The sequence below is a fragment of the Vibrio sp. 10N genome (assembly GCF_036245475.1).
GTDB lineage: Bacteria > Pseudomonadota > Gammaproteobacteria > Enterobacterales > Vibrionaceae > Vibrio.
The window spans coordinates 1,084,122-1,101,995 of sequence record NZ_BTPM01000002.1; the positions used below are offsets into that span (position 1 = coordinate 1,084,122).

At 46.0% G+C, this 17,874-nt stretch carries 18 protein-coding genes; 14 read left to right on the plus strand and 4 right to left on the minus strand.

The window, feature by feature from the left end; all coding sequences use genetic code 11:
• The first annotated feature begins 212 nt into the window (after positions 1-212).
• The 9 genes from AAA946_RS21030 to AAA946_RS21070 all read left to right on the plus strand — a co-directional run bounded on the left by AAA946_RS21030 (position 213) and on the right by AAA946_RS21070 (position 7,850).
• Entirely contained in the window at positions 213-1,211 is a 999-nt protein-coding gene (locus tag AAA946_RS21030) for a porin (RefSeq protein ID WP_338166704.1), read from the plus strand.
• Between the two features lie 24 nt (positions 1,212-1,235).
• Positions 1,236-1,706 carry a copper chaperone PCu(A)C gene (locus AAA946_RS21035; RefSeq protein ID WP_338166705.1) on the plus strand — a complete coding sequence of 157 codons (471 nt, stop codon included), beginning with the start codon at positions 1,236-1,238 and terminating at the stop codon, positions 1,704-1,706.
• An 8-nt stretch (positions 1,707-1,714) separates the two neighbouring features.
• A complete protein-coding gene (locus AAA946_RS21040) occupies positions 1,715-2,326 on the plus strand; it encodes a cytochrome c3 family protein (protein ID WP_338166706.1) in 612 nt (203 codons plus the stop codon).
• Complete coding sequence (locus AAA946_RS21045; protein ID WP_338166707.1) at positions 2,327-3,985, plus strand: Lcl domain-containing protein; 1,659 nt, start codon at positions 2,327-2,329, stop codon at positions 3,983-3,985.
• 111 nt (positions 3,986-4,096) lie between these two features.
• Positions 4,097-5,191, plus strand: coding sequence for a YncE family protein (locus tag AAA946_RS21050; RefSeq protein WP_338166708.1), 1,095 nt, complete (start codon positions 4,097-4,099; stop codon positions 5,189-5,191).
• A gap of 11 nt (positions 5,192-5,202) precedes the next feature.
• Positions 5,203-5,772 carry an SCO family protein gene (locus AAA946_RS21055; protein ID WP_338166709.1) on the plus strand — a complete coding sequence of 190 codons (570 nt, stop codon included), beginning with the start codon at positions 5,203-5,205 and terminating at the stop codon, positions 5,770-5,772.
• Positions 5,765-6,241: a TlpA family protein disulfide reductase gene (locus tag AAA946_RS21060; protein WP_338166710.1), complete on the plus strand. Its 477-nt coding sequence runs from the start codon at positions 5,765-5,767 to the stop codon at positions 6,239-6,241. The genes AAA946_RS21055 and AAA946_RS21060 overlap by 8 nt, the downstream gene beginning before the upstream one ends.
• Before the next feature lie 2 nt (positions 6,242-6,243).
• Entirely contained in the window at positions 6,244-6,573 is a 330-nt protein-coding gene (locus AAA946_RS21065; RefSeq protein ID WP_338166711.1) for a c-type cytochrome, read from the plus strand.
• 221 nt (positions 6,574-6,794) lie between these two features.
• Entirely contained in the window at positions 6,795-7,850 is a 1,056-nt protein-coding gene (locus AAA946_RS21070; RefSeq protein WP_338166712.1) for an alpha/beta hydrolase, read from the plus strand.
• 825 nt (positions 7,851-8,675) lie between these two features.
• On the opposite strand, the gene AAA946_RS21075 is transcribed toward AAA946_RS21070, so the two are convergent.
• Positions 8,676-9,155, minus strand: a complete 480-nt coding sequence (locus AAA946_RS21075; protein WP_088878683.1) for a YehS family protein — start codon at positions 9,153-9,155, stop codon at positions 8,676-8,678.
• Positions 9,156-9,448: 293 nt separating this feature from the next.
• On the opposite strand from AAA946_RS21075, the gene AAA946_RS21080 reads away from it, so the two are divergent.
• A complete protein-coding gene (locus tag AAA946_RS21080) occupies positions 9,449-10,369 on the plus strand; it encodes a M14 family metallopeptidase (RefSeq protein WP_338167216.1) in 921 nt (306 codons plus the stop codon).
• A gap of 185 nt (positions 10,370-10,554) precedes the next feature.
• On the plus strand, positions 10,555-11,874 hold the full coding sequence (locus AAA946_RS21085) for a BamA/TamA family outer membrane protein (protein WP_338166713.1): 1,320 nt from the start codon (positions 10,555-10,557) through the stop codon (positions 11,872-11,874).
• Here the strand turns inward: AAA946_RS21085 and AAA946_RS21090 are convergent.
• Positions 11,871-12,752, minus strand: a complete 882-nt coding sequence (locus tag AAA946_RS21090; RefSeq protein WP_338166714.1) for a LysR substrate-binding domain-containing protein — start codon at positions 12,750-12,752, stop codon at positions 11,871-11,873. The two genes, AAA946_RS21085 and AAA946_RS21090, sit on opposite strands and share 4 nt — an antisense overlap.
• 125 nt (positions 12,753-12,877) lie before the next feature.
• Between AAA946_RS21090 and nagE the strand changes: the two genes are divergently transcribed.
• The 3 genes from nagE to AAA946_RS21105 all read left to right on the plus strand — a co-directional run bounded on the left by nagE (position 12,878) and on the right by AAA946_RS21105 (position 16,830).
• On the plus strand, positions 12,878-14,353 hold the full coding sequence (nagE, locus tag AAA946_RS21095) for an N-acetylglucosamine-specific PTS transporter subunit IIBC (RefSeq protein ID WP_338166715.1): 1,476 nt from the start codon (positions 12,878-12,880) through the stop codon (positions 14,351-14,353).
• A gap of 302 nt (positions 14,354-14,655) precedes the next feature.
• On the plus strand, positions 14,656-15,804 hold the full coding sequence (gene yiaY, locus AAA946_RS21100) for an L-threonine dehydrogenase (RefSeq protein ID WP_338166716.1): 1,149 nt from the start codon (positions 14,656-14,658) through the stop codon (positions 15,802-15,804).
• Positions 15,805-15,972: 168 nt separating this feature from the next.
• Positions 15,973-16,830, plus strand: a complete 858-nt coding sequence (locus AAA946_RS21105; RefSeq protein WP_338166717.1) for a helix-turn-helix domain-containing protein — start codon at positions 15,973-15,975, stop codon at positions 16,828-16,830.
• Between the two features lie 37 nt (positions 16,831-16,867).
• On the opposite strand, the gene AAA946_RS21110 is transcribed toward AAA946_RS21105, so the two are convergent.
• Together AAA946_RS21110 and AAA946_RS21115 are read right to left on the minus strand one after the other, a co-directional pair.
• A complete protein-coding gene (locus tag AAA946_RS21110; RefSeq protein WP_338166718.1) occupies positions 16,868-17,047 on the minus strand; it encodes a hypothetical protein in 180 nt (59 codons plus the stop codon).
• 12 nt (positions 17,048-17,059) lie between these two features.
• The gene (locus AAA946_RS21115) at positions 17,060-17,791 is read right to left on the minus strand and encodes a hypothetical protein (RefSeq protein WP_338166719.1); all 732 of its coding nucleotides are present in this window, start codon (positions 17,789-17,791) and stop codon (positions 17,060-17,062) included.
• Positions 17,792-17,874: the final 83 nt, after the last annotated feature.

A 17,874-nucleotide genomic window follows, 5' to 3' on the forward strand; every position in this document is an offset into this window, starting at 1 on the left:
CTCCTAGTCGTCTCTCTACGATATTACTCACTAAAATGTAAATTTTCTTCCTTCATCACTGTAACTAAAAAAATATCAACGCTTTATTTGATCTCACCTCTGCTATTCAGTTTCTGAATTACTGCGATTTCCTACTCGCGTATTGCCAAAAAAACAACTCGATATAATTCGACACAACTTTTCATAACTACCACTTTAGAGTAGGTCTATTCATGCAGTTAAAACATTCTTTGCTATTGTCCACAATCGCTTTTTGTACAACGCCTGTCGCGGCAACAACCTTTGAAGCACCCAACTTTTATGGCGACATTTTAGGGCAAGTACGCTGGGAAGCAGGACAAGATTATCAGTCAGAAATTCATCGCGCGAGTGCGGGCATAAAAGGCAAACACGACGCTGGCCTATTGCGTGTTCTTTACAACCTAGAGGCTGAATATTCTGAAGATTTAACACAAAAGGTTAAGGAGGAGCAAGGCTTCGATATGCGTGTTAGCGAAGCAAACTTGGTGCTAGTAACTAAGGACTTCGGCGGTATCTACTTCGGAAACGGTACCACAGGCACCTATAAAGATCTCTACTCTCGCGTAGACATTTTTGACAGTAACAATATGCACCGTTCAAGCAATGCGGCTCTATTTCGTCAGGCAAAATCTGGCAACAATCAGCTCGCCTATATGACACCCAAATGGAACGGTCTGTACGCAAAAGTCGCGGTCATCAGCCCTGACAATAGCAATGGCGAAGACATCGATATTTTTGGTCTGCGCTTACTGTATGTGACCGATAACTTTGATCTGGTGCTGAATCGTTCCCAAGTCGATAAGAAACAGTTACCTGGGAACCAAACCGATGACTACGTGCGTTACGCTCTGTCGTCTTCTTACACTTGGGAGAACTTCTACCTCGGTGGCCTTGTTGAGCTCAATCACGACGATCCCCAAGGCGACAGTACTGTATATGGTATCTCAGGCAAATACTCTCTAGATAAGCTGACATTCAAACTCGGGGCTCAGCACAAAGCTTTCGACGATTCCCAAAAAGATAGCCAAACGCTTTATCTAGCGAGCCTTAACTATGCCTTTAGTGAACAGCTCTCTACCTATTTAGAAGTCGCAGAGTACGCTGACGATGCAGCAACCAATGACCCTGCGAACAACAACGGCGAGAACCGAAATGACAACATCAACATCGGCCTCCACTTCAAGTTTTAACGCCTTGTGCTAAGGACCTAACAGATGAAAAAGCTATTCACAACGTTGAGCTTACTCTGCGCAGCTCAAGCCTATGCAGGTGTCTCTATTACCGACTGCGTCATCGTTGAACCCGCGCCAGGCGTCAACAAAACCGGACTGTTCTTCAATGCGACCTTTACTGAAGACGACGAGGTCAAAGCACTGAGACTTCCTTCGCCAGAAGCCATTCTAGGCGCGGAAATACCAGAGCTTACCAATGAGGTTCAGATGCATAACACCATTATGAAAGATGGCGTGATGACCATGCAGCGCTTTCCGAAGCTGTTTCTTAAAAAGAATGCGGTAACCAAACTAGAGCGCGGTGGGACGCACTTTATGTTAATGGACCTTAAGAAGCGCCCACTCGCTGGTGAAAAGTACTCGGTCAACTTATGGCTGACCTACCTTTCAGACCAGCAGTGTGAAGCAAGCGTTCTTAAATCTTCTGACTTTCCCCCGAAGCATAAAATGTAGGTGAGATAATGAAAATTATTGAGCAAATTAAACAAGTTAAACGCTCGGTTAAACTTGCCATTGTCGCGGTCGGCATCGGTATTGGTTTGATCTCAGCTCTCCCTGCAACAGAAGTTTTGCATGTATTCAGTACCAATGAATTTTGTGCGTCCTGCCATACGATGGAGCCGATGGCTGAAACGTTTTCTCAATCGATACATGGCGGTAATAACCAACATGGTTTTGTTGCAGATTGTATCGATTGTCACCTGCCAAAATCGAATATTGTCGAAGAGCTTTGGGTAAAAGGAACATCCGGTACGCGACATCTATGGGGAGAGTTCGTGCTGGGTATGGATTCGCTTGATTATGATGAACTTCACCCTAAACGTGGTGAGTATGTTTATGACTCAGGCTGTATCAATTGCCACCGTGGTTTGGAAGAGCGTGCTCAAGGTGCAGACGAAAACTCACCCGCATCGGACTTCTCTCACAACCTTGCATTTAACAACAAAGATAACGATCCATCTTGGAAGTGTTCGAGCTGCCACTACGATATCGCCCACCCTAATTTAAAGCGTGAGATGCGTTTACGTGAGGAAGAACGAATTCGTAATTTGGCGGCAACTGAGGGCTTATAAATGAAACATTCAATCGCATTATCACTTGCCATCAGCTTAGCATTGGCTGGTAGCGCTGTTGCAGCAGAAGACATCGATAATGGATACGGTGATTACACCATTAATCGAACTTTTGAAGATTTAAAGAAATCACCCAAGGACTTAAAAGCAGCAAAACGTATCGTATTTGGTTGTTACCTCGGTTGTCACCGACCAGCGAAAGAGGAAGTGCCTGAAACGCTAAGCCCTAAGCTTGAAGGTTTTGATCCGCAATGGTTCTTAGACCAATGGTTCGCTATGGATAATGAGCGTCACGCTGGTATCTCCTCTCAAATGAAAGAGATCGTTTACGCTAACCCGCCTCGTGATATGGCATCGACTGCGATCCTGCTTGGTGCACAAAAAATGAAGTACAACCCAATGCCGGATGTACTAGAAAGTGAAGAGTTCAAACGCGGAAAAGAGACTTACGACAGTACCTGTAAAGCCTGCCATGGCGAACAAGGCGCATCAACACAGAAAAACTTCCCGCCATTGAAAGGCCAAATGCCGACATACATCTACGAACAGATGATTGCCTACCGCGACGGCAAACGTACTAACGGTGCATTGGCCGGCATCATGATGCCTTACGCTAAGATGTTGTCAGAGCAAGACTACCGCGATGTCGCGGCGTATGTTTCCGGTCAACGCGTCAAGCCGATTGAAAAGGAAGAGTTTATTACCGGCATTGGCATGCCAGCGCCTGAAGGTTTCAAATTGCCAGACACAGGTCAAATTCAGAACTTTACCGATACCTTTGGCGAAGACTCTGACTACCAAGGTAACGAGCCTAGCTACACTATCTCTGAATCAGGGAAAGTCGTTTTCGACAACAATACCCAGTTGATGTGGGAACGAGACTCCTCCCGAATCTGGATGACGGCGGTCGAAGGTAAAGCATACTGCGCAAACCTAGAAATCGATGGTTACACAGATTGGCGTTTCCCGCTAATGAAAGAGCTATTCTCCATAGCTGACATGGGCGAGTTCCGTCCGGCTATTAATACCGATGTGTTCTTGAACATGCCTCGTCAAAACTCTGGTATTTGGACGTTCCCTGTTTCTGACCGTCACGATCACGTTTGGCACGTGGGCTTCCCTGATGCTCATATCATGGGACAACACACCGCTTCAACCAAGTTGGTTCGCTGTGTTCGCGCAGACAACGACGCGGCATATCACAACATGCAATACGTCGATAACGGTGATGGCACTGTCACAGAAAAAGTGACCAATCGAATGTGGCAGCAAAACATTGATTATGTGAAGCGCAAGTTCGATGACTCTCTGAAGTACTGCCAAGACTTAGAATATGCTGGCTATGATGACTGGCGCACTCCAGATATCAAAGAGATGAACTCCATTGTTAACTACAACAAAGTTTCTCCAGCTATTGATGAAGAGTTTTTCCCGAACACACCAGTGAAGTCATTCTTCTGGACCAGCACTTCTGATGTTGCCGGCCCTACGCTTCACGTAAGACCACTATCGGCTCGTAAGAAAAACCAAACTCCTGAGCAGTTGGATTTGAGATTCACGGGTGATAACGAAGGTTGGGCACATGGATACCTAACTGGGCAAGGTTTCGGTATGTCAAAAGACTCCGAGTTCTACACTCGCTGTGTTCGCAATCCTTAGTTGTTCAATGAAGCCCTCTTGAGGGCTTCTTTACTTCCACACCAACAATGTCGCCCCAAAAACTCACTTGTGGCTCGATTGCGATGATGTTTTCTATTGTTCGAGGTTACTATGAACAAGATTTTGATTCTCCTACTTACCTCTTTGCTTACCTTTACTGCGCACGCCGATATCGAAGGTCGATATGACGACGGCGCTCGTTGGGCATTCATTTCTGATGATGACTCTAACAACGTCGCCGTTATTGACACTTTTGCGTTTTCCTACACAGACCAGATCGAACTCAAGGCAAAACCGATTCACCTTGAAGTCTCAGACGTACAAGATGTTCTCGTCTACATCGACGGAAAAACGCCAACCGTCTACGTCTACGACTTAGTTAAAAAGACCCACTGGCAAATGGCGATGGAAGGAATTCCAACAGAAATTACCTTTCATGCTGATGAAGCCCAACTGGCAGTAGCAATGAAAGATCGTATTGACATTATTAAACCGCTAAAACGTGAATATGTCGCCACGATTACCGATATCAAATCGCCGTTTAGCATGAACTTTGATAACGGTGGCTACAACTTGTATGTTTCAGAAAGCAAGTCAGGTAAAACGCTTATTTATCGTAATCACGATGGTCAAAGAAGCTATATCAATGTCGGCGAAGGCAACGTCTCTGAGCTGACTTTGTCACCCGATGCGCGCTTAGCACTGGCTTCCCAATATAAAGACAATTCCGTTGTCGTTTGGGATCTCTCTATGGAGATGGAATTCAATACCTTCCATTTCGACTCACAACCTTGGCGTCCTTACGTAAGTTCCGATTCTGAATATATCGTGCTTGCCAGTGAAAATGGTCAAGCGCAAGTTATCGAATCTTGGGGAGGTGAAGTTGTCAAAGAGCTCAAGCTTACCGGGGCTCCAAAGTCTATTCGCACGGGTTGGATAGAGACAATGGGCATAATTGAATCTAAGGGAGCTCTAGACATTTTTGAGCTTTCGACCAATACACCCGTTCAATCAGTCTCGTTAAGTAATGACTTGCGAGAAGTTGTTGTGGTTTCAGACTCAAAAACGCTGTTTGCAACGCAAGAAGGCTCTTCAAAACTTTTCGTCTACGACATCCGCACCAACAAAGTGTTGAAAGAGATCGACACTAAGCTAGCCAAGCCCCACCTGCTAGCAATGGGCATTACAAACACCGTATGTCACTAAAGGAACGCACAATGAGACAACAAACTTCCTATACTCTCTACGCTTTTCTAGCGGCATGCTTGCTGAGTTTTCACGCCGTGGCTAAACCTTTAAAGTTTGAGCTGCAAGAGAATACCCTAGGAACGGTGACCGAGAAAAATTGGCAAGGTAAGTTCCTTCTTATGGGCGTTGGTTACACCAGTTGTCCCGATATTTGCCCTACCACGGTCATCGATTTAGCGACCGCAGTGAATTCGTTAAACGAGGAGTCAAATAAGGTCACGCCCATCTTCATTTCTGTTGACCCTAACCGCGATACCGTTGAAAACTTGGACATGTATGTGAAGTACTTTGATCCCAAAATGGTTGGATTAACCGGAACACAAGAGCAGATCAAAGCCATAGCAAAGAGCATGAAGGCAACCTATGGCTATTCTCTTGAAGGCAAGCCCATTTACCCCCCTCTCCCAAAACAATATGAAGTGTACCACTCTGCCTACATCTACCTTTACGGACCAGACAGAGAGCTTATTGATGTATTTGGTTATGGCGAAGGTGGTGCAAAAATCGGCCAAGCCTTGAAGAGGTATATCAATGAATAAGTGGACCTCATTCGCACTGGCTAGCATCACCTTATGTTTGAGCTTCTCGACAACCGCAAAAGAATGCACCACACCAGAAGGTTTTAAACCAGAAAACGCGACTTATCAGCTTACCGAGCTAAAAGGGCCAGTCAGCTTAGTCAATCTATGGGCGGTTTGGTGCCCTCCTTGTTTAAAGGAGTTACCAGCACTCGACAGCATAGCGACTAACACAAACTTTAATATTGAAACCGTACACATTGGGGACAATCTCCCAGCGATCGAAGAGCGTTTTTCTAAACTGGGTATTCATCACTTACCGAAAACCATTGAGCCGAATATGGGGGCAATTCAAGCGCTCGGTTTTCAAGGGCTACCCGCCACATTGGTAGTGATTAATGGTGAAGCTAAATTTCGTTATTCTGGGTATATCAAGCACTCACCGGAAGTGGTGCAAGACTGGCTAACTTGCTTAAAAGAGGAACTGTAATCATGAAAAGTATGCTTATTTTACTTATTGCCTCCATCAGCTTCTCCACTTTTGCCAACACTGAGGCTGATAAAGGCAAAGCACTGTACATCGCTCCGGGAAAAGGAGGGTGTGCTACTTGCCATGGTGAAACCGGAAATGAGCCCGTAATGCCTATGTACCCGAAAATCGGTGGACAAAACGAGCTTTACCTCTTTAACCAAATGAAAGATTACAAGATGAAAAAGCGTAAAAACGGCTTGTTCATGACCATGGAGGTCGCAATGGAACACTACACGGATGAAGAGATCCGCCTTATGGCGAAATACTTGAGCGCAGTAAACAGTAACTAAGCGCACCGTTATTAGAACTACTGTCAGGCGTTATTTGGTCAACAGCACGTTTAGCACCATGAGTCGTCCCTGCGCTCATGGTAGCGTCGGTGTGCCATCATAAAGCTGCTCTGGTTTTGGGTTGAAGATCTTAAAATAGCAGGCTACATCAGGTATCCCCACGCATATATGTTATATTTTTTAACAACCTCGAAGCTATCTCTAAGTTAATAACACGAACGATGAAGAATAACCGTTTAGCTACGTTGCTACTTACCTGCTTTACCGCGATGAATTTTGGTTGCAACCAACAAGGAAATGGCGAACCCAATCTCAGCACTGAAGCACCATTGGTGAGTGCTGAGTCAACTTATTTGGTATTAGTTGAAAGCGACATTGAATACGCTGATGGTCTTGTTCACGACAATGTAAGCACATCCCCTTTTGCTGCGCCGCAAACACTCGATATTTACTATCCAGCAAATGATCACGCCAATAGGCCGGTTTATATGTTCATTCATGGCGGAGGTTTTCAATCAGGCACCAAGACTAAACCTGAAATCATCGATTTGGCTCACTACTTTGCATCGAGAGGTTGGGTGGTTGTATCTGTCGATTATCGTACCGCTGAAGACTTGGGAACAATTACAGGTAAAACCCCAGAAGAGCTATTAACCTACTATAACGGTATTGCTCCACAAGAGTGGCTCGAATATGCCCTGCAAACAGCGGAATCTTCAGATCAAGTAAAAACCAGTACCGCGATGTACACCGCACAAAGAGATGCCAAAGCAGCACTTCGCTGGATTGTTGCTAATGCGGATACTTACAACATAAATCCCGATTACATTACCGTAGGCGGTGCCTCGGCAGGCTCGATTACGACAATTGCTTTAGGAATTTCGGACAACGAGGACTTTAGAGACGAAATATCTATCAGCGACGATCCTACTCTAGCTACTACCCATTTAGACCAGAGTTATGTTGTACGAAGCATGGTTTACTATTGGGGTTCAAACATAAAATTGGACTTGTTTGAAAATGTATATGGCCTAAATCGATATGACAGTAACGACCCTGAATTATTCATGGCACATGGTACCGAGAACGACCCAGTAACGCCTTATTCAGAAGCCGTTGAATTGCAGGATATATATAATGATTTAGGCATTTACAACAGACTTGAAACGTTAGAGGGATATGGTCACGGCGCATGGAATGCACAAGTCGATGGCAAAGGTTTATCTGAACTTTCTTTCGACTTTCTAGTTAATAGACAAAATTTAACCGTCCAGTAATTAGTGCCCACTATGCCATCAATTTTCCTTTGCTTTTAGCATACCTCACATAGAGGTCATCCTCACAAAAGTGAGGATTTCCTACCACGTGTAGGTGACTGAAAATATTCGACTAAGTCACGTAAGTCCGATTCGCGACGCGCTGTGAAAGATCCCCTTTTTCAAGGGGATGACGGTGATTAAGGAGATGGCTTCAAACATTAAGTGTGGTACTTCTGAGTTATGAGGTGTCACTTATGCAGGTTCTGGACAGAAATTGTCTACGTCCGCTCGTTTTTAACATGCCCCACGTAGCCGTCATCCTCACGAAAGTGAGGATCTCCCACCACGTGTAGGCAACTGAAAATATTCGATTAAGTCACGTAATTCAACTTTTCAACGCGCTAAATGAGATCCCCTTTTTCAAGGGGATGACGGTGATTTTTGGTATGGCTTGAAGCACCGAATGGGGCAAATTCGTGTTACCAATAGCGTCAGTCGTGACCCTGCTCGCATGACCAAAAGTATGAAAAAACTCCATATACGTGGCCAGTTTTAGTAAATCACTACAAGATGTCTGGAATAGCTTGACCAGAATAGAGACTCCTAACTGGCTTAAGGTTTTAGCTTGGGTTTATCTTGGTAGGGTCATAGGAGGCGGTGTGTGGCTTGACTCTAAAAGCCGACCAGATTTCAGCGTGGTTGATAGGTATCGACTGAAGAAAGACAAAGAGTAGACGTAATTGTGAAGCTCTAATATCGGTCTTTAACATGATAAAAGCGAGTAGCCAAATGGAATGGTTCTCGCTTTTTTAATCAATTACCACGTTCGATTCGAGATAAAAATTACCCAGTAAACTCTTCAGAATCGGGACGATTGGTAAACTGCACACCATTTAAGAAGTCGCACAGCAGTTGGTCTTCACACTGTTTGTAGTTTTTATTGTTTGGCTTGCGGAAATACGCACCAATTTCGTATTTACTTAGACTAATACCCACTACTTCTAATACGTCCAACACATCTTCTGCTTTCATGTCTAGCGCAATGCGCAGCTTCATGAGAATCATGTTGTTGGTCAATGCGACTTCTGGCTTAGGTTGCTCGCCGTCTTTTTTGCCTCGCTTGAGGTTAATAAAGCCATTTAAGAATACCGCTAACTCTTGGTCCTTCATCTTAACGCAAGATTTGTCGCTTTCATCTTTTAACCAGTTTGCCACTTTATCGTGAGCCACAGTGACTTCGGCCTGCCCGAAAGCTTTCATTATCTGTGCGTTTTTAAGGTTTAACGCGTGTTGGATACGACGTAAAATTTCGTTGTTAGTCACTAGGGATTCCTAAAATGAGTTCTAAGGGTGAATAAAAATCCATCAATTACATGCGATTTGTGGGTGTCTTTATTCAATAGCGTAGTTGACGGTGACTCTAACAGAGAACACGTTTCTTCGATAGGTTAAAACATGGAAATAAGACGGCCTATTCGAACTAGTTGGCTAAGTTGGTAAGACCGCACTTCTCTTTTTTGATAATAGATTTGTCATAATCTTCACCTCTCTTCGATTGCCAGTTGGTCCCTTCGCCGCTATGCTTTCTCGCACATTAGATGTTGAGAATGGAAACCATGCAAAATAGCTTTCAATACCCAATCGGTACGCCTGGAGAAAAGTGGACCGATAGTGAAGTCCAACAGTGGCGTGCAACCACATCGGTAAAGCGCCTATATAGCGAAGATGTGCTGCCTAAAATCGAATCCCTGCGTGATCGCCTTGATGTGGTTCAGTATGGTGCCCTCTCCTATGATGAAACCCGCTTCCCGCTGTTTGCTCTTAAAACTCGTTCTTGGGATGCTAACAAACCGACTATTCTAGTGACGGGTGGTGTTCATGGTTATGAAACATCCGGTGTACATGGTGCTTTGCAGTTTGCTCAGCAAAACGTCCACGATTACGAGGCTAGCTTCAACATCGTTATCGCGCCGTGTGTTAGTCCTTGGGGTTACGAAACCATCAACCGTTGGAATCCAAACGCAGTGGATCCAAACCGCTCGTTCTATCAAGGTTCTCCAGCGGAAGAGTCGGCAAATCTCATGGCGTTGGTGGCGTCACTTAGCACCGATATTTGGGCTCACATTGATCTGCATGAAACCACGGATACGGATGAGAGCGAGTTCCGCCCTGCTCTTGCCGCACGTGATGGCCTTGAATACATTGAAGACAATGTACCAGACGGCTTCTATCTTGTAGGTAACACCGAAAAGCCAGCTGAGGCGTTTCAAAAACATGTGATTGGCTTTGTTGAAAAAGTAACGCACATTGCGCCACCAGACGACAACGGTAAAATCATCGGCTCTGATGTAGTGCAGCACGGCGTTATCAATTACCCATTGAAAAAGCTCAGCCTATGTACTGGCATGACCGACTGCGAATACTCCACCACCACCGAAGTCTACCCAGATAGTCCAAAGGTAACGGAGCAAGAGTGTAACGATGCTCAAGTCGCTGCGATTGTTGGCGCACTCGATTTCCTACAAAAATCGATGTAACCCGATATTTCAAAACCCAAGCCCATCGCTTGGGTTTTCTAAATAACCGCTTCACTTGCGTCACTTTTGTAAAACCCACATCAAAAAACCATCAAAGTCTCGTTTATTTATTCTCTCACGCAACAAATCACGCTAGGCTATGTAACGGCAGATAACAATCATAATTACAAGGAAGTCGCTCATCTATGACTTATCGTCGGCTATTAGGACTCGTTACGGCGCTGACATGCTCTCTCAATGCCACTGTGGCACAAGCAGCCGTACCAACGACCGTAAAATCACGTATTGACCGCCAAGAAACTCCCGACCAAATTCGTGAGTCTATGGTACTACCGTACCTATTCAGCACCGAAACCATGGGTTTGAACGTGGGTGTCGGCGGAATGATTAAAGGCATACACCAAGACCAAATGACCATCGGTGGAACTGTGTTTGGTGGTGACACTAGCTACGCGATTGCTGGCGGCGTTTGGAACTACATGATCCCTGGTACAGAACGGGTATTTTTGAGTGCTTATGGGATGTTTGGTTACTATCCACAGCAAAGGGCCTACACCACAGGGCCAGACACCTACCCGCCGGGGTCTCCTCTTCCCGGTAGTAATGCCTCTTCGAACACGCAGTATTTCCAAGCGGATGGTGCATCTAATTGGTTTGATATCAAAATGGAATATGTGCTCCCAATTGGCGCAACTCGTGATGATGGCCGAGTCGACTACAAAATACGTAATGGCTTGTTGGTCTCTGAGCCCTCCGGGGGCAAAGAGTGGAACCCGCTAGAAAGTGGTTCTACTGTCTTCGTGACTCGCCAATTCAACCGCTATCAATCTTTTGAGTTTAACCAAGGCACACTCGATGGCGCGATCCACGCGATGGAGTTCGGGCTGTTGTACGACAATACAGATTTTGCGCCCAACCCTTCCTATGGTAGCCGCCAGTATATTGCCACCTCACATGATTGGGGCTGGTTTGAGTCCAAGCAGCAATGGTCATTCCACGAGCTCGATATGAGCAAATACTTCTCACTGGGTAAATCGGACTGGGCATCTCAACGAGTGATTGCGCTTAACTTCTGGACGGGTGTCTCACCAACCTGGGAGGTCAATACAGACGCTCAAGGTAACCGCGTCGTCAACGGCAATCCTCCATACAATGAAGGAGCAACGCTTGGTGGCTTCACCCGATTACGTGGTTATGACAACAACCGATTCCACGATAAAGCGGTGTTGTACGGCGCCGCAGAGTATCGTTATACCCTCGCCTATAACCCACTTAAAGAGGTCTCTTGGCTCAACTTCTTGCGTGTCGACTGGATCCAGCTCGTCGGTTTTGTTGAAGTGGGCCGTGTTGGTGCAGCCTACACAGCGAACGAGCTGCTCACGGACTTAAAGTACGATGCAGGCGGCTCGGTGCGGGCGTTAATGGCAGGTCTGGTCGTTCGTGCAGATTTGGCTAAGTCGCCAGAAAGCACCAACTTCTGGATCATGGTTGATCATCCTTTCTAAATAATCTGGTTATCTAACCAACGAATAAAGGTCTGTATTTTAGGCCTTTTTTCGTGCCCATTTGGGCAAACTAAATAGTAATGTTTGTCTGTAGGCATTGCGGGTAGTGGGCTAACCAGCTCTCCTTTCTCAATGTGTTTCTTTACAAAATGGTAGCGCCCCATAGCCACTCCAACCGAACTAAGTGCGGCCGTTACTCCTAACCCACGATGGCCTACACAGTAGAACTGCTCAAAGATATCCACGTCGATACCATGATAGTTTACCCAGCGCTGCCATACGTCAGAGCCCAACGCATGAAGAAAATTGATGTTAACTAGTGCATCGATGCCCTTATCAAACAGTTCAAACTTAGTCGCATACTCAGGAGTACATACCGGAACGTATCGCTCTCCAAATAGGGGGCGAACATACATATCCTTTGGAGTCTCATCTCCATAAACTATCGCCACATCAATGTCTTCTTTAAAAAAGGCTTCCTGTTCTTCGTACACCAAGATATTGAGATTGAACTTAGGATGGCGCTCCTTAAAGTCCGAAAGACGTGGCATTAACCAACTCGCTGCGAACTGCGGTGCTGCCGCTATGGTAATTTCTCCCGCTAATTCTGTGGTGCGAATATCTTCTATTTCACCAAAAATGGAAGTCAGTGATTTCGCTAAGGTTGCATGAAAACGCTGTCCCTCCTCTGTCAGGGATAGCTTTCGTGTGCCACGCGTAAACAAATTGAATCCTATTGATTCCTCCAACACCTTCATCCGATAGCTCACCGCCCCTTGCGTTAAGTTGAGTTCTTTGGCCGTTAAGGTAAAGCTCAACGTTTTGGCTGCGACATGAAAAGTATGCAGATTTCTGAGTAGAGTTTGCTGGTTCGCCATATCAATACTATGAATCAAAAAATTTAATTCATAGTAAGACATTACTAGTTTGTTTGCATCGTTAAATAAGTTTCAAATAGACCCATATCTCACATCCAAATGTTTCAAATTACAACGAGGTCTGAATGAATATACTTGGTTACATGCAGAAAGTCGGTAAGGCGCTGATGGTTCCGGTAGCAACGCTACCCGCCGCCGCAATTCTTATGGGGGTAGGATATTGGCTTGATCCTACTGGTTGGGGTGCAGACAGTGTTCTCGCCGCTTTTCTAATTAAATCCGGCAGCGCCATTATTGACAACATGGCCGTACTGTTTGCGGTTGGTGTCGCTTTTGGTTTGAGTAAAGACAAAAACGGCTCGGCAGCACTTTCAGGTTTTATCTGCTTCCTAGTGCTGACCACTCTCCTAGACCCTTCTACAATTCAGCAAATCAAAGGATTAGCGGCAGACGAAGTCCCTGCGGCTTTCAGTAAAATTAGTAACCAGTTTGTCGGCATTTTAGTCGGAATCGTTTCGGCCGAGATCTACAACCGATTCTCCCATGTTGAGTTGCCGAAAGCGCTGGCATTCTTTAGTGGCAAACGCCTAGTACCGATACTGACTTCTATCGCAGGTATGGTGCTCGCATTTGTCCTACTCTACATCTGGCCAGTGGTTTACGACGCGCTGATCATTCTTGGGGTTAAGCTACAATCTATGGGCGCTATTGGTGCCGGACTGTTTGGCTTCTTCAACCGTCTGATGCTCACCGTTGGTATGCACCACGCTCTATACCCTGTCTTCTGGTTCGACGTAGTGGGCATCAATGATATCCCGAACTTCCTAGGCGGCGCGCAATCTATCGCTAATGGCACCGCTGTCGTCGGCCAAACGGGCATGTATCAAGCGGGCTTTTTCCCAATTATGATGTTTGGTCTACCGGGTGCGGCACTGGCCATTTACCACTGTGCAGACAAGAAAAACAAAGCGGCTGTGTTCTCAATTATGTTAGCGGCTGCTATGGCTTCTTTCTTCACAGGGATCACCGAGCCGCTAGAATTCAGCTTCATGTTCCTAGCCCCTGTTCTGTATCTGATTCACGCTGTACTCACTGGTATCTCCATGTACATCGCGGCATCAATGCAGTGGATGGCTGGCTTTGGTTTCTCCGCAGGTTTCGTTGACTTGGTGCTATCGAGCCAAAACCCACTCGCGGTGAAATGGTACATGTTGATCCTTCAAGGTCTTGTGTTCTTCGCCATTTACTACTCAGTATTCCGCTTCGCAATCATCAAGTTTGATTTGAAGACACCAGGTCGTGGTGAAATCATGGAAAACGCAGATGAGAAAGAGGCCACTATTGGCAGTGAGGGCTTGGTTGCGCTTACGCAAGACTATATCGAAGCACTTGGCGGCGCTGAGAATATCACTGAGGTCGACAACTGCATTACCCGCCTACGTCTCTCAGTTAAAGATTCGTCAGTTGCAAACGTTGAGCGTCTAAAACAACTTGGTGCTGCAGGCGTTGTCCCAGTGGGTAAACACGGACTGCAAGTCATCATCGGGCTTGGCAAAGTAGATAGAGTCGCAGAGCAAATGAAAGTGGCGCTCGCACAATAGCGAACCGAATTCTGGTTTAAGTATTCCGCTTAAACAGATAACGCGGTATCACCTTACCGCTCCCCCTAAAGCACAGAATCGCCTAGTCACCGATTCTGTGCTTTTCTTTTGCCGCCCACTTTGTAGCCGATCGACCTCGCATCCTGTCACGAAAATAAACCCTTCTAAAAAATCGACTATTTCTATAAAACCAGCGCTAGTTTGCCCATTGCGTCCACTGTTAACCTGAATTCAGAAGATAAATTAAGACCTATTTAAGGGTCGTAAATTACTCATTTTTTGAAAGTTAAACGAGGTAGAACATGTCTAACGCATTCTATATTCCATCTTTGAACCTAATGGGTGCTGGTTGCCTAGCTGACGCAGTCAAAACGATTGAAAGCCATGGCTTTCAAAAAGCCCTAATTGTGACAGACGGCGTTCTAAACAAAATTGGTGCCGTTAATAAGCTGACAACGCTCCTAGACGAAGCAAAAGTTGCAGCTGTGGTTTATGACGAAACTAAGCCAAATCCAACCATCGAGAACGTCAACGACGGTCTTGCCCTTCTTAAAGAACACGGCTGTGATTGTGTTATCTCTTTTGGTGGTGGCTCACCACACGACTGTGCCAAAGGTATTGCGCTTCTGGCTACGAACGGCGGCGAAATCAAAGACTACGAAGGTGTGGACGTTTCTAAAAAACCTCAGCTTCCTCTTATTGCGATCAATACGACAGCGGGTACAGCATCAGAGATGACTCGCTTCTGCATCATCACTGATGAAGCGCGCCACATTAAGATGGCGATTGTAGACAAAAACGTCACGCCAATTGTCTCTGTAAACGATCCTGAGCTAATGCTCGCCAAGCCAGCTTCACTTACGGCTGCAACCGGCATGGATGCACTGACTCACGCCATCGAAGCTTATGTGTCTATCGCAGCGACACCGGTAACCGATGCCTCAGCTATCAAAGCGATTGAGATGATTCAAGCAAACCTTCGTGAAGCGGTGGCGAACGGTGATAACCTAGAAGCACGTGACAACATGGCCTACGCACAGTTTATGGCGGGTATGGCGTTTAACAATGCGTCTCTTGGCTATGTTCATGCTATCGCACACCAGCTAGGCGGTTTCTACGACCTACCACACGGCGTATGTAACGCAGTCCTGCTTCCACATGTTCAGCAGTACAATGCACAAGTTGCACCAGCGCGCTTAGCGGACGTCGCGCGTGCGATGGGCGTAGATACAACTGGCATGAGCGACGAGCAAGCGGCAAACGCAGGTTTGGATGCGATTCGTCAGCTATCTAAAGACGTGAGCATTCCAGCAGGATTAGAAGAACTTGGCGTTAAGCGTGACGACTTCGACGTTCTGGCCGAAAACGCGCTAAAGGATGCATGTGGCTTCACTAACCCGAAACAAGCGACGCATGACGAAATTGTTGGCATTTTAAGCGCTGCACTATAAGGCAGTTAGATCACGAATTTCGAGTCACTTCTCAGAACTGCAGGTAAAACGTTTGCCTGCAGTTTTGTTTTATAAATGGCGAGGGATTAACTAACACAGATCAATGTTGTGCTATTTTCTCCTGTCTATTATGGAATTCAACACCGTAATAGGAGCAAAGCACCATTCATGCACACGTTAAGCAACTTTAGTCGCATCGCAGAACGAGAGTATGCCCTGAGCGCAGGCCAGATCAATTTGCTCTATTATGACCTCCCTAAAGACTTTCACGACGAATACCGCTCATACGAAGCGCCTCGCCTTTGCACTATTCTTGAGGGCGCAAAATCTGTACGAGTGAACCAATCAGAAGCATTTAAATATCAAAGCGATGAGTTCGTATTGTTGCCTCCGAACTCCACTATTCATATGAAGATGCCGGAATACACTAAGGCGCTGGTGTATGAGTTTACTGAGCCACTGCTCGAGAAGGTCGCGCAACGAGTATCCGACTATTTGGAGTTCGACACCTCACAGTCGTTCGATTTACAAGGTTTCATCGTTAACCCGATTGAGAAACGAGTTGATGCGCTACATGGGAGAATGCAAGAGATCCTCCGCGAGCAAGAAGCCGGTATGGATTTTTTAATTGACCTTACGGGTCAAGAACTCGTGTTTGAGCTTCTTCGCAACAGCGCCTGTCATAGCATCATCAATGGCAATCAAACACATCCTATCAAACGCGCGATTAGGCTAATGAACTCTCATGAGGGTATGCAGCTATCGCTGTCTCAGGTTGCAGAGGAAGTGGGTTTATCGCTATCGAGCTTCTCACAGAAGTTTAAGCTAATGACGGAACAGAATCCGAAACAGTATTTAACGCAATTGCGCTTGAAAGCAGCAAAGCGCCATTTATCCTCGATGTCGGTCACCGATGCAGCCTATGAAACCGGTTATGACAATATCTCCCACTTTATTCGTTTGTTCAAAAACGAGTTTGGCCAAACACCCAAGCAGTTTCAGCGCTCGATGACTCGGCTCAACTAACGTGATGAATACTATTGTGATGAATAAATAACGGCTCCTAGGGAGCCGTTGTTTTACCTGATTCTTGCTTAGGCTCATCATCACTGCGCCTAGGCTTTGTCCCAGATCGACGAAACTCGACCCATAGCGCCATCGAAGCGGCTCCAATCAAATAAGCCATGATAAAGCTGCGATCATCCATGACACACATCGAGACGATATCTAGTGTGTCTTCCACAATCTCACCTCATTAGAAGTAATAGTTAGCTTGTAACCAACCTGTAGTGTCTTTTTTCAGGAACTTGGTTTCCGCAGTGTGTTCCACTTTAAAACCCACTGACACGACGTCTGAAACCATGTAGCCACCACCGATTTCTACTTGAGGTATCCATTCTTTGGTTTGCTGAACATAAGTCGATTTCGGGTTGGCATACAACCAGTGGCCTGCATCGAAAGCGTACATGCCATAGAGGCCAGCTTGATACACATTAGAGTCAAACTTTTGATATTTGATATAGAGATCTGGCCCACCAGGCTGCCAATTAGCATCAAGCTCTTTCCAATCTGCAGAGGTACGACCAACCGACAACATTGGGAATAGCATGATATTGTCCGTCACTTGGAACTTATAGATGAGCCCCGCCAAAGCCGTAGTGCTGTTTCGGTCCCCCAGCACGTCTACGCTAACCCCGAGGCCGTCGGTGACATGGAAATAGCGAGCACGGTAGTTGTAATCCATCTTGTCGTCATAGGTTTTCTTATCCGCCACACCAAGGTCTAGCTGGAAAATATTGTTTCCCATCCCCAACATACCGTTGAGCTGAGTCGCATCACCTGACCGAGAAATACCAAGGGTAGAAAAAGAGGCCGTCGGATCGCCGTAGTTAATATCCTCACTCGCAGCTTCTGTCGGTGGCGAATTGGCCGCGAATGCGCCTGCTGTCAGCGTGCACAACGCGACAGCGAGTAGTGTTTTTTTCATTGTCAGTCACCTGTAATAAAGCAAAACCAGATACCCCAAGAAAGGGGATCCGCTGTGTTCTGGCGCTGACTTTATGGATTGAT

Coding starts and splice junctions, on each gene's coding strand:
- AAA946_RS21030 (WP_338166704.1), top strand. CDS start 213: ATGCAGTTAAAACATTCTTTGCTATTGTCCACAATCGCTTTTTGTACA.
- AAA946_RS21035 (WP_338166705.1), top strand. CDS start 1,236: ATGAAAAAGCTATTCACAACGTTGAGCTTACTCTGCGCAGCTCAAGCC.
- AAA946_RS21040 (WP_338166706.1), top strand. CDS start 1,715: ATGAAAATTATTGAGCAAATTAAACAAGTTAAACGCTCGGTTAAACTT.
- AAA946_RS21045 (WP_338166707.1), top strand. CDS start 2,327: ATGAAACATTCAATCGCATTATCACTTGCCATCAGCTTAGCATTGGCT.
- AAA946_RS21050 (WP_338166708.1), top strand. CDS start 4,097: ATGAACAAGATTTTGATTCTCCTACTTACCTCTTTGCTTACCTTTACT.
- AAA946_RS21055 (WP_338166709.1), top strand. CDS start 5,203: ATGAGACAACAAACTTCCTATACTCTCTACGCTTTTCTAGCGGCATGC.
- AAA946_RS21060 (WP_338166710.1), top strand. CDS start 5,765: ATGAATAAGTGGACCTCATTCGCACTGGCTAGCATCACCTTATGTTTG.
- AAA946_RS21065 (WP_338166711.1), top strand. CDS start 6,244: ATGAAAAGTATGCTTATTTTACTTATTGCCTCCATCAGCTTCTCCACT.
- AAA946_RS21070 (WP_338166712.1), top strand. CDS start 6,795: ATGAAGAATAACCGTTTAGCTACGTTGCTACTTACCTGCTTTACCGCG.
- AAA946_RS21080 (WP_338167216.1), top strand. CDS start 9,449: ATGCAAAATAGCTTTCAATACCCAATCGGTACGCCTGGAGAAAAGTGG.
- AAA946_RS21085 (WP_338166713.1), top strand. CDS start 10,555: ATGACTTATCGTCGGCTATTAGGACTCGTTACGGCGCTGACATGCTCT.
- AAA946_RS21090 (WP_338166714.1), bottom strand. CDS start 12,752: ATGGCGAACCAGCAAACTCTACTCAGAAATCTGCATACTTTTCATGTC.
- nagE (WP_338166715.1), top strand. CDS start 12,878: ATGAATATACTTGGTTACATGCAGAAAGTCGGTAAGGCGCTGATGGTT.
- yiaY (WP_338166716.1), top strand. CDS start 14,656: ATGTCTAACGCATTCTATATTCCATCTTTGAACCTAATGGGTGCTGGT.
- AAA946_RS21105 (WP_338166717.1), top strand. CDS start 15,973: ATGCACACGTTAAGCAACTTTAGTCGCATCGCAGAACGAGAGTATGCC.
- AAA946_RS21115 (WP_338166719.1), bottom strand. CDS start 17,791: ATGAAAAAAACACTACTCGCTGTCGCGTTGTGCACGCTGACAGCAGGC.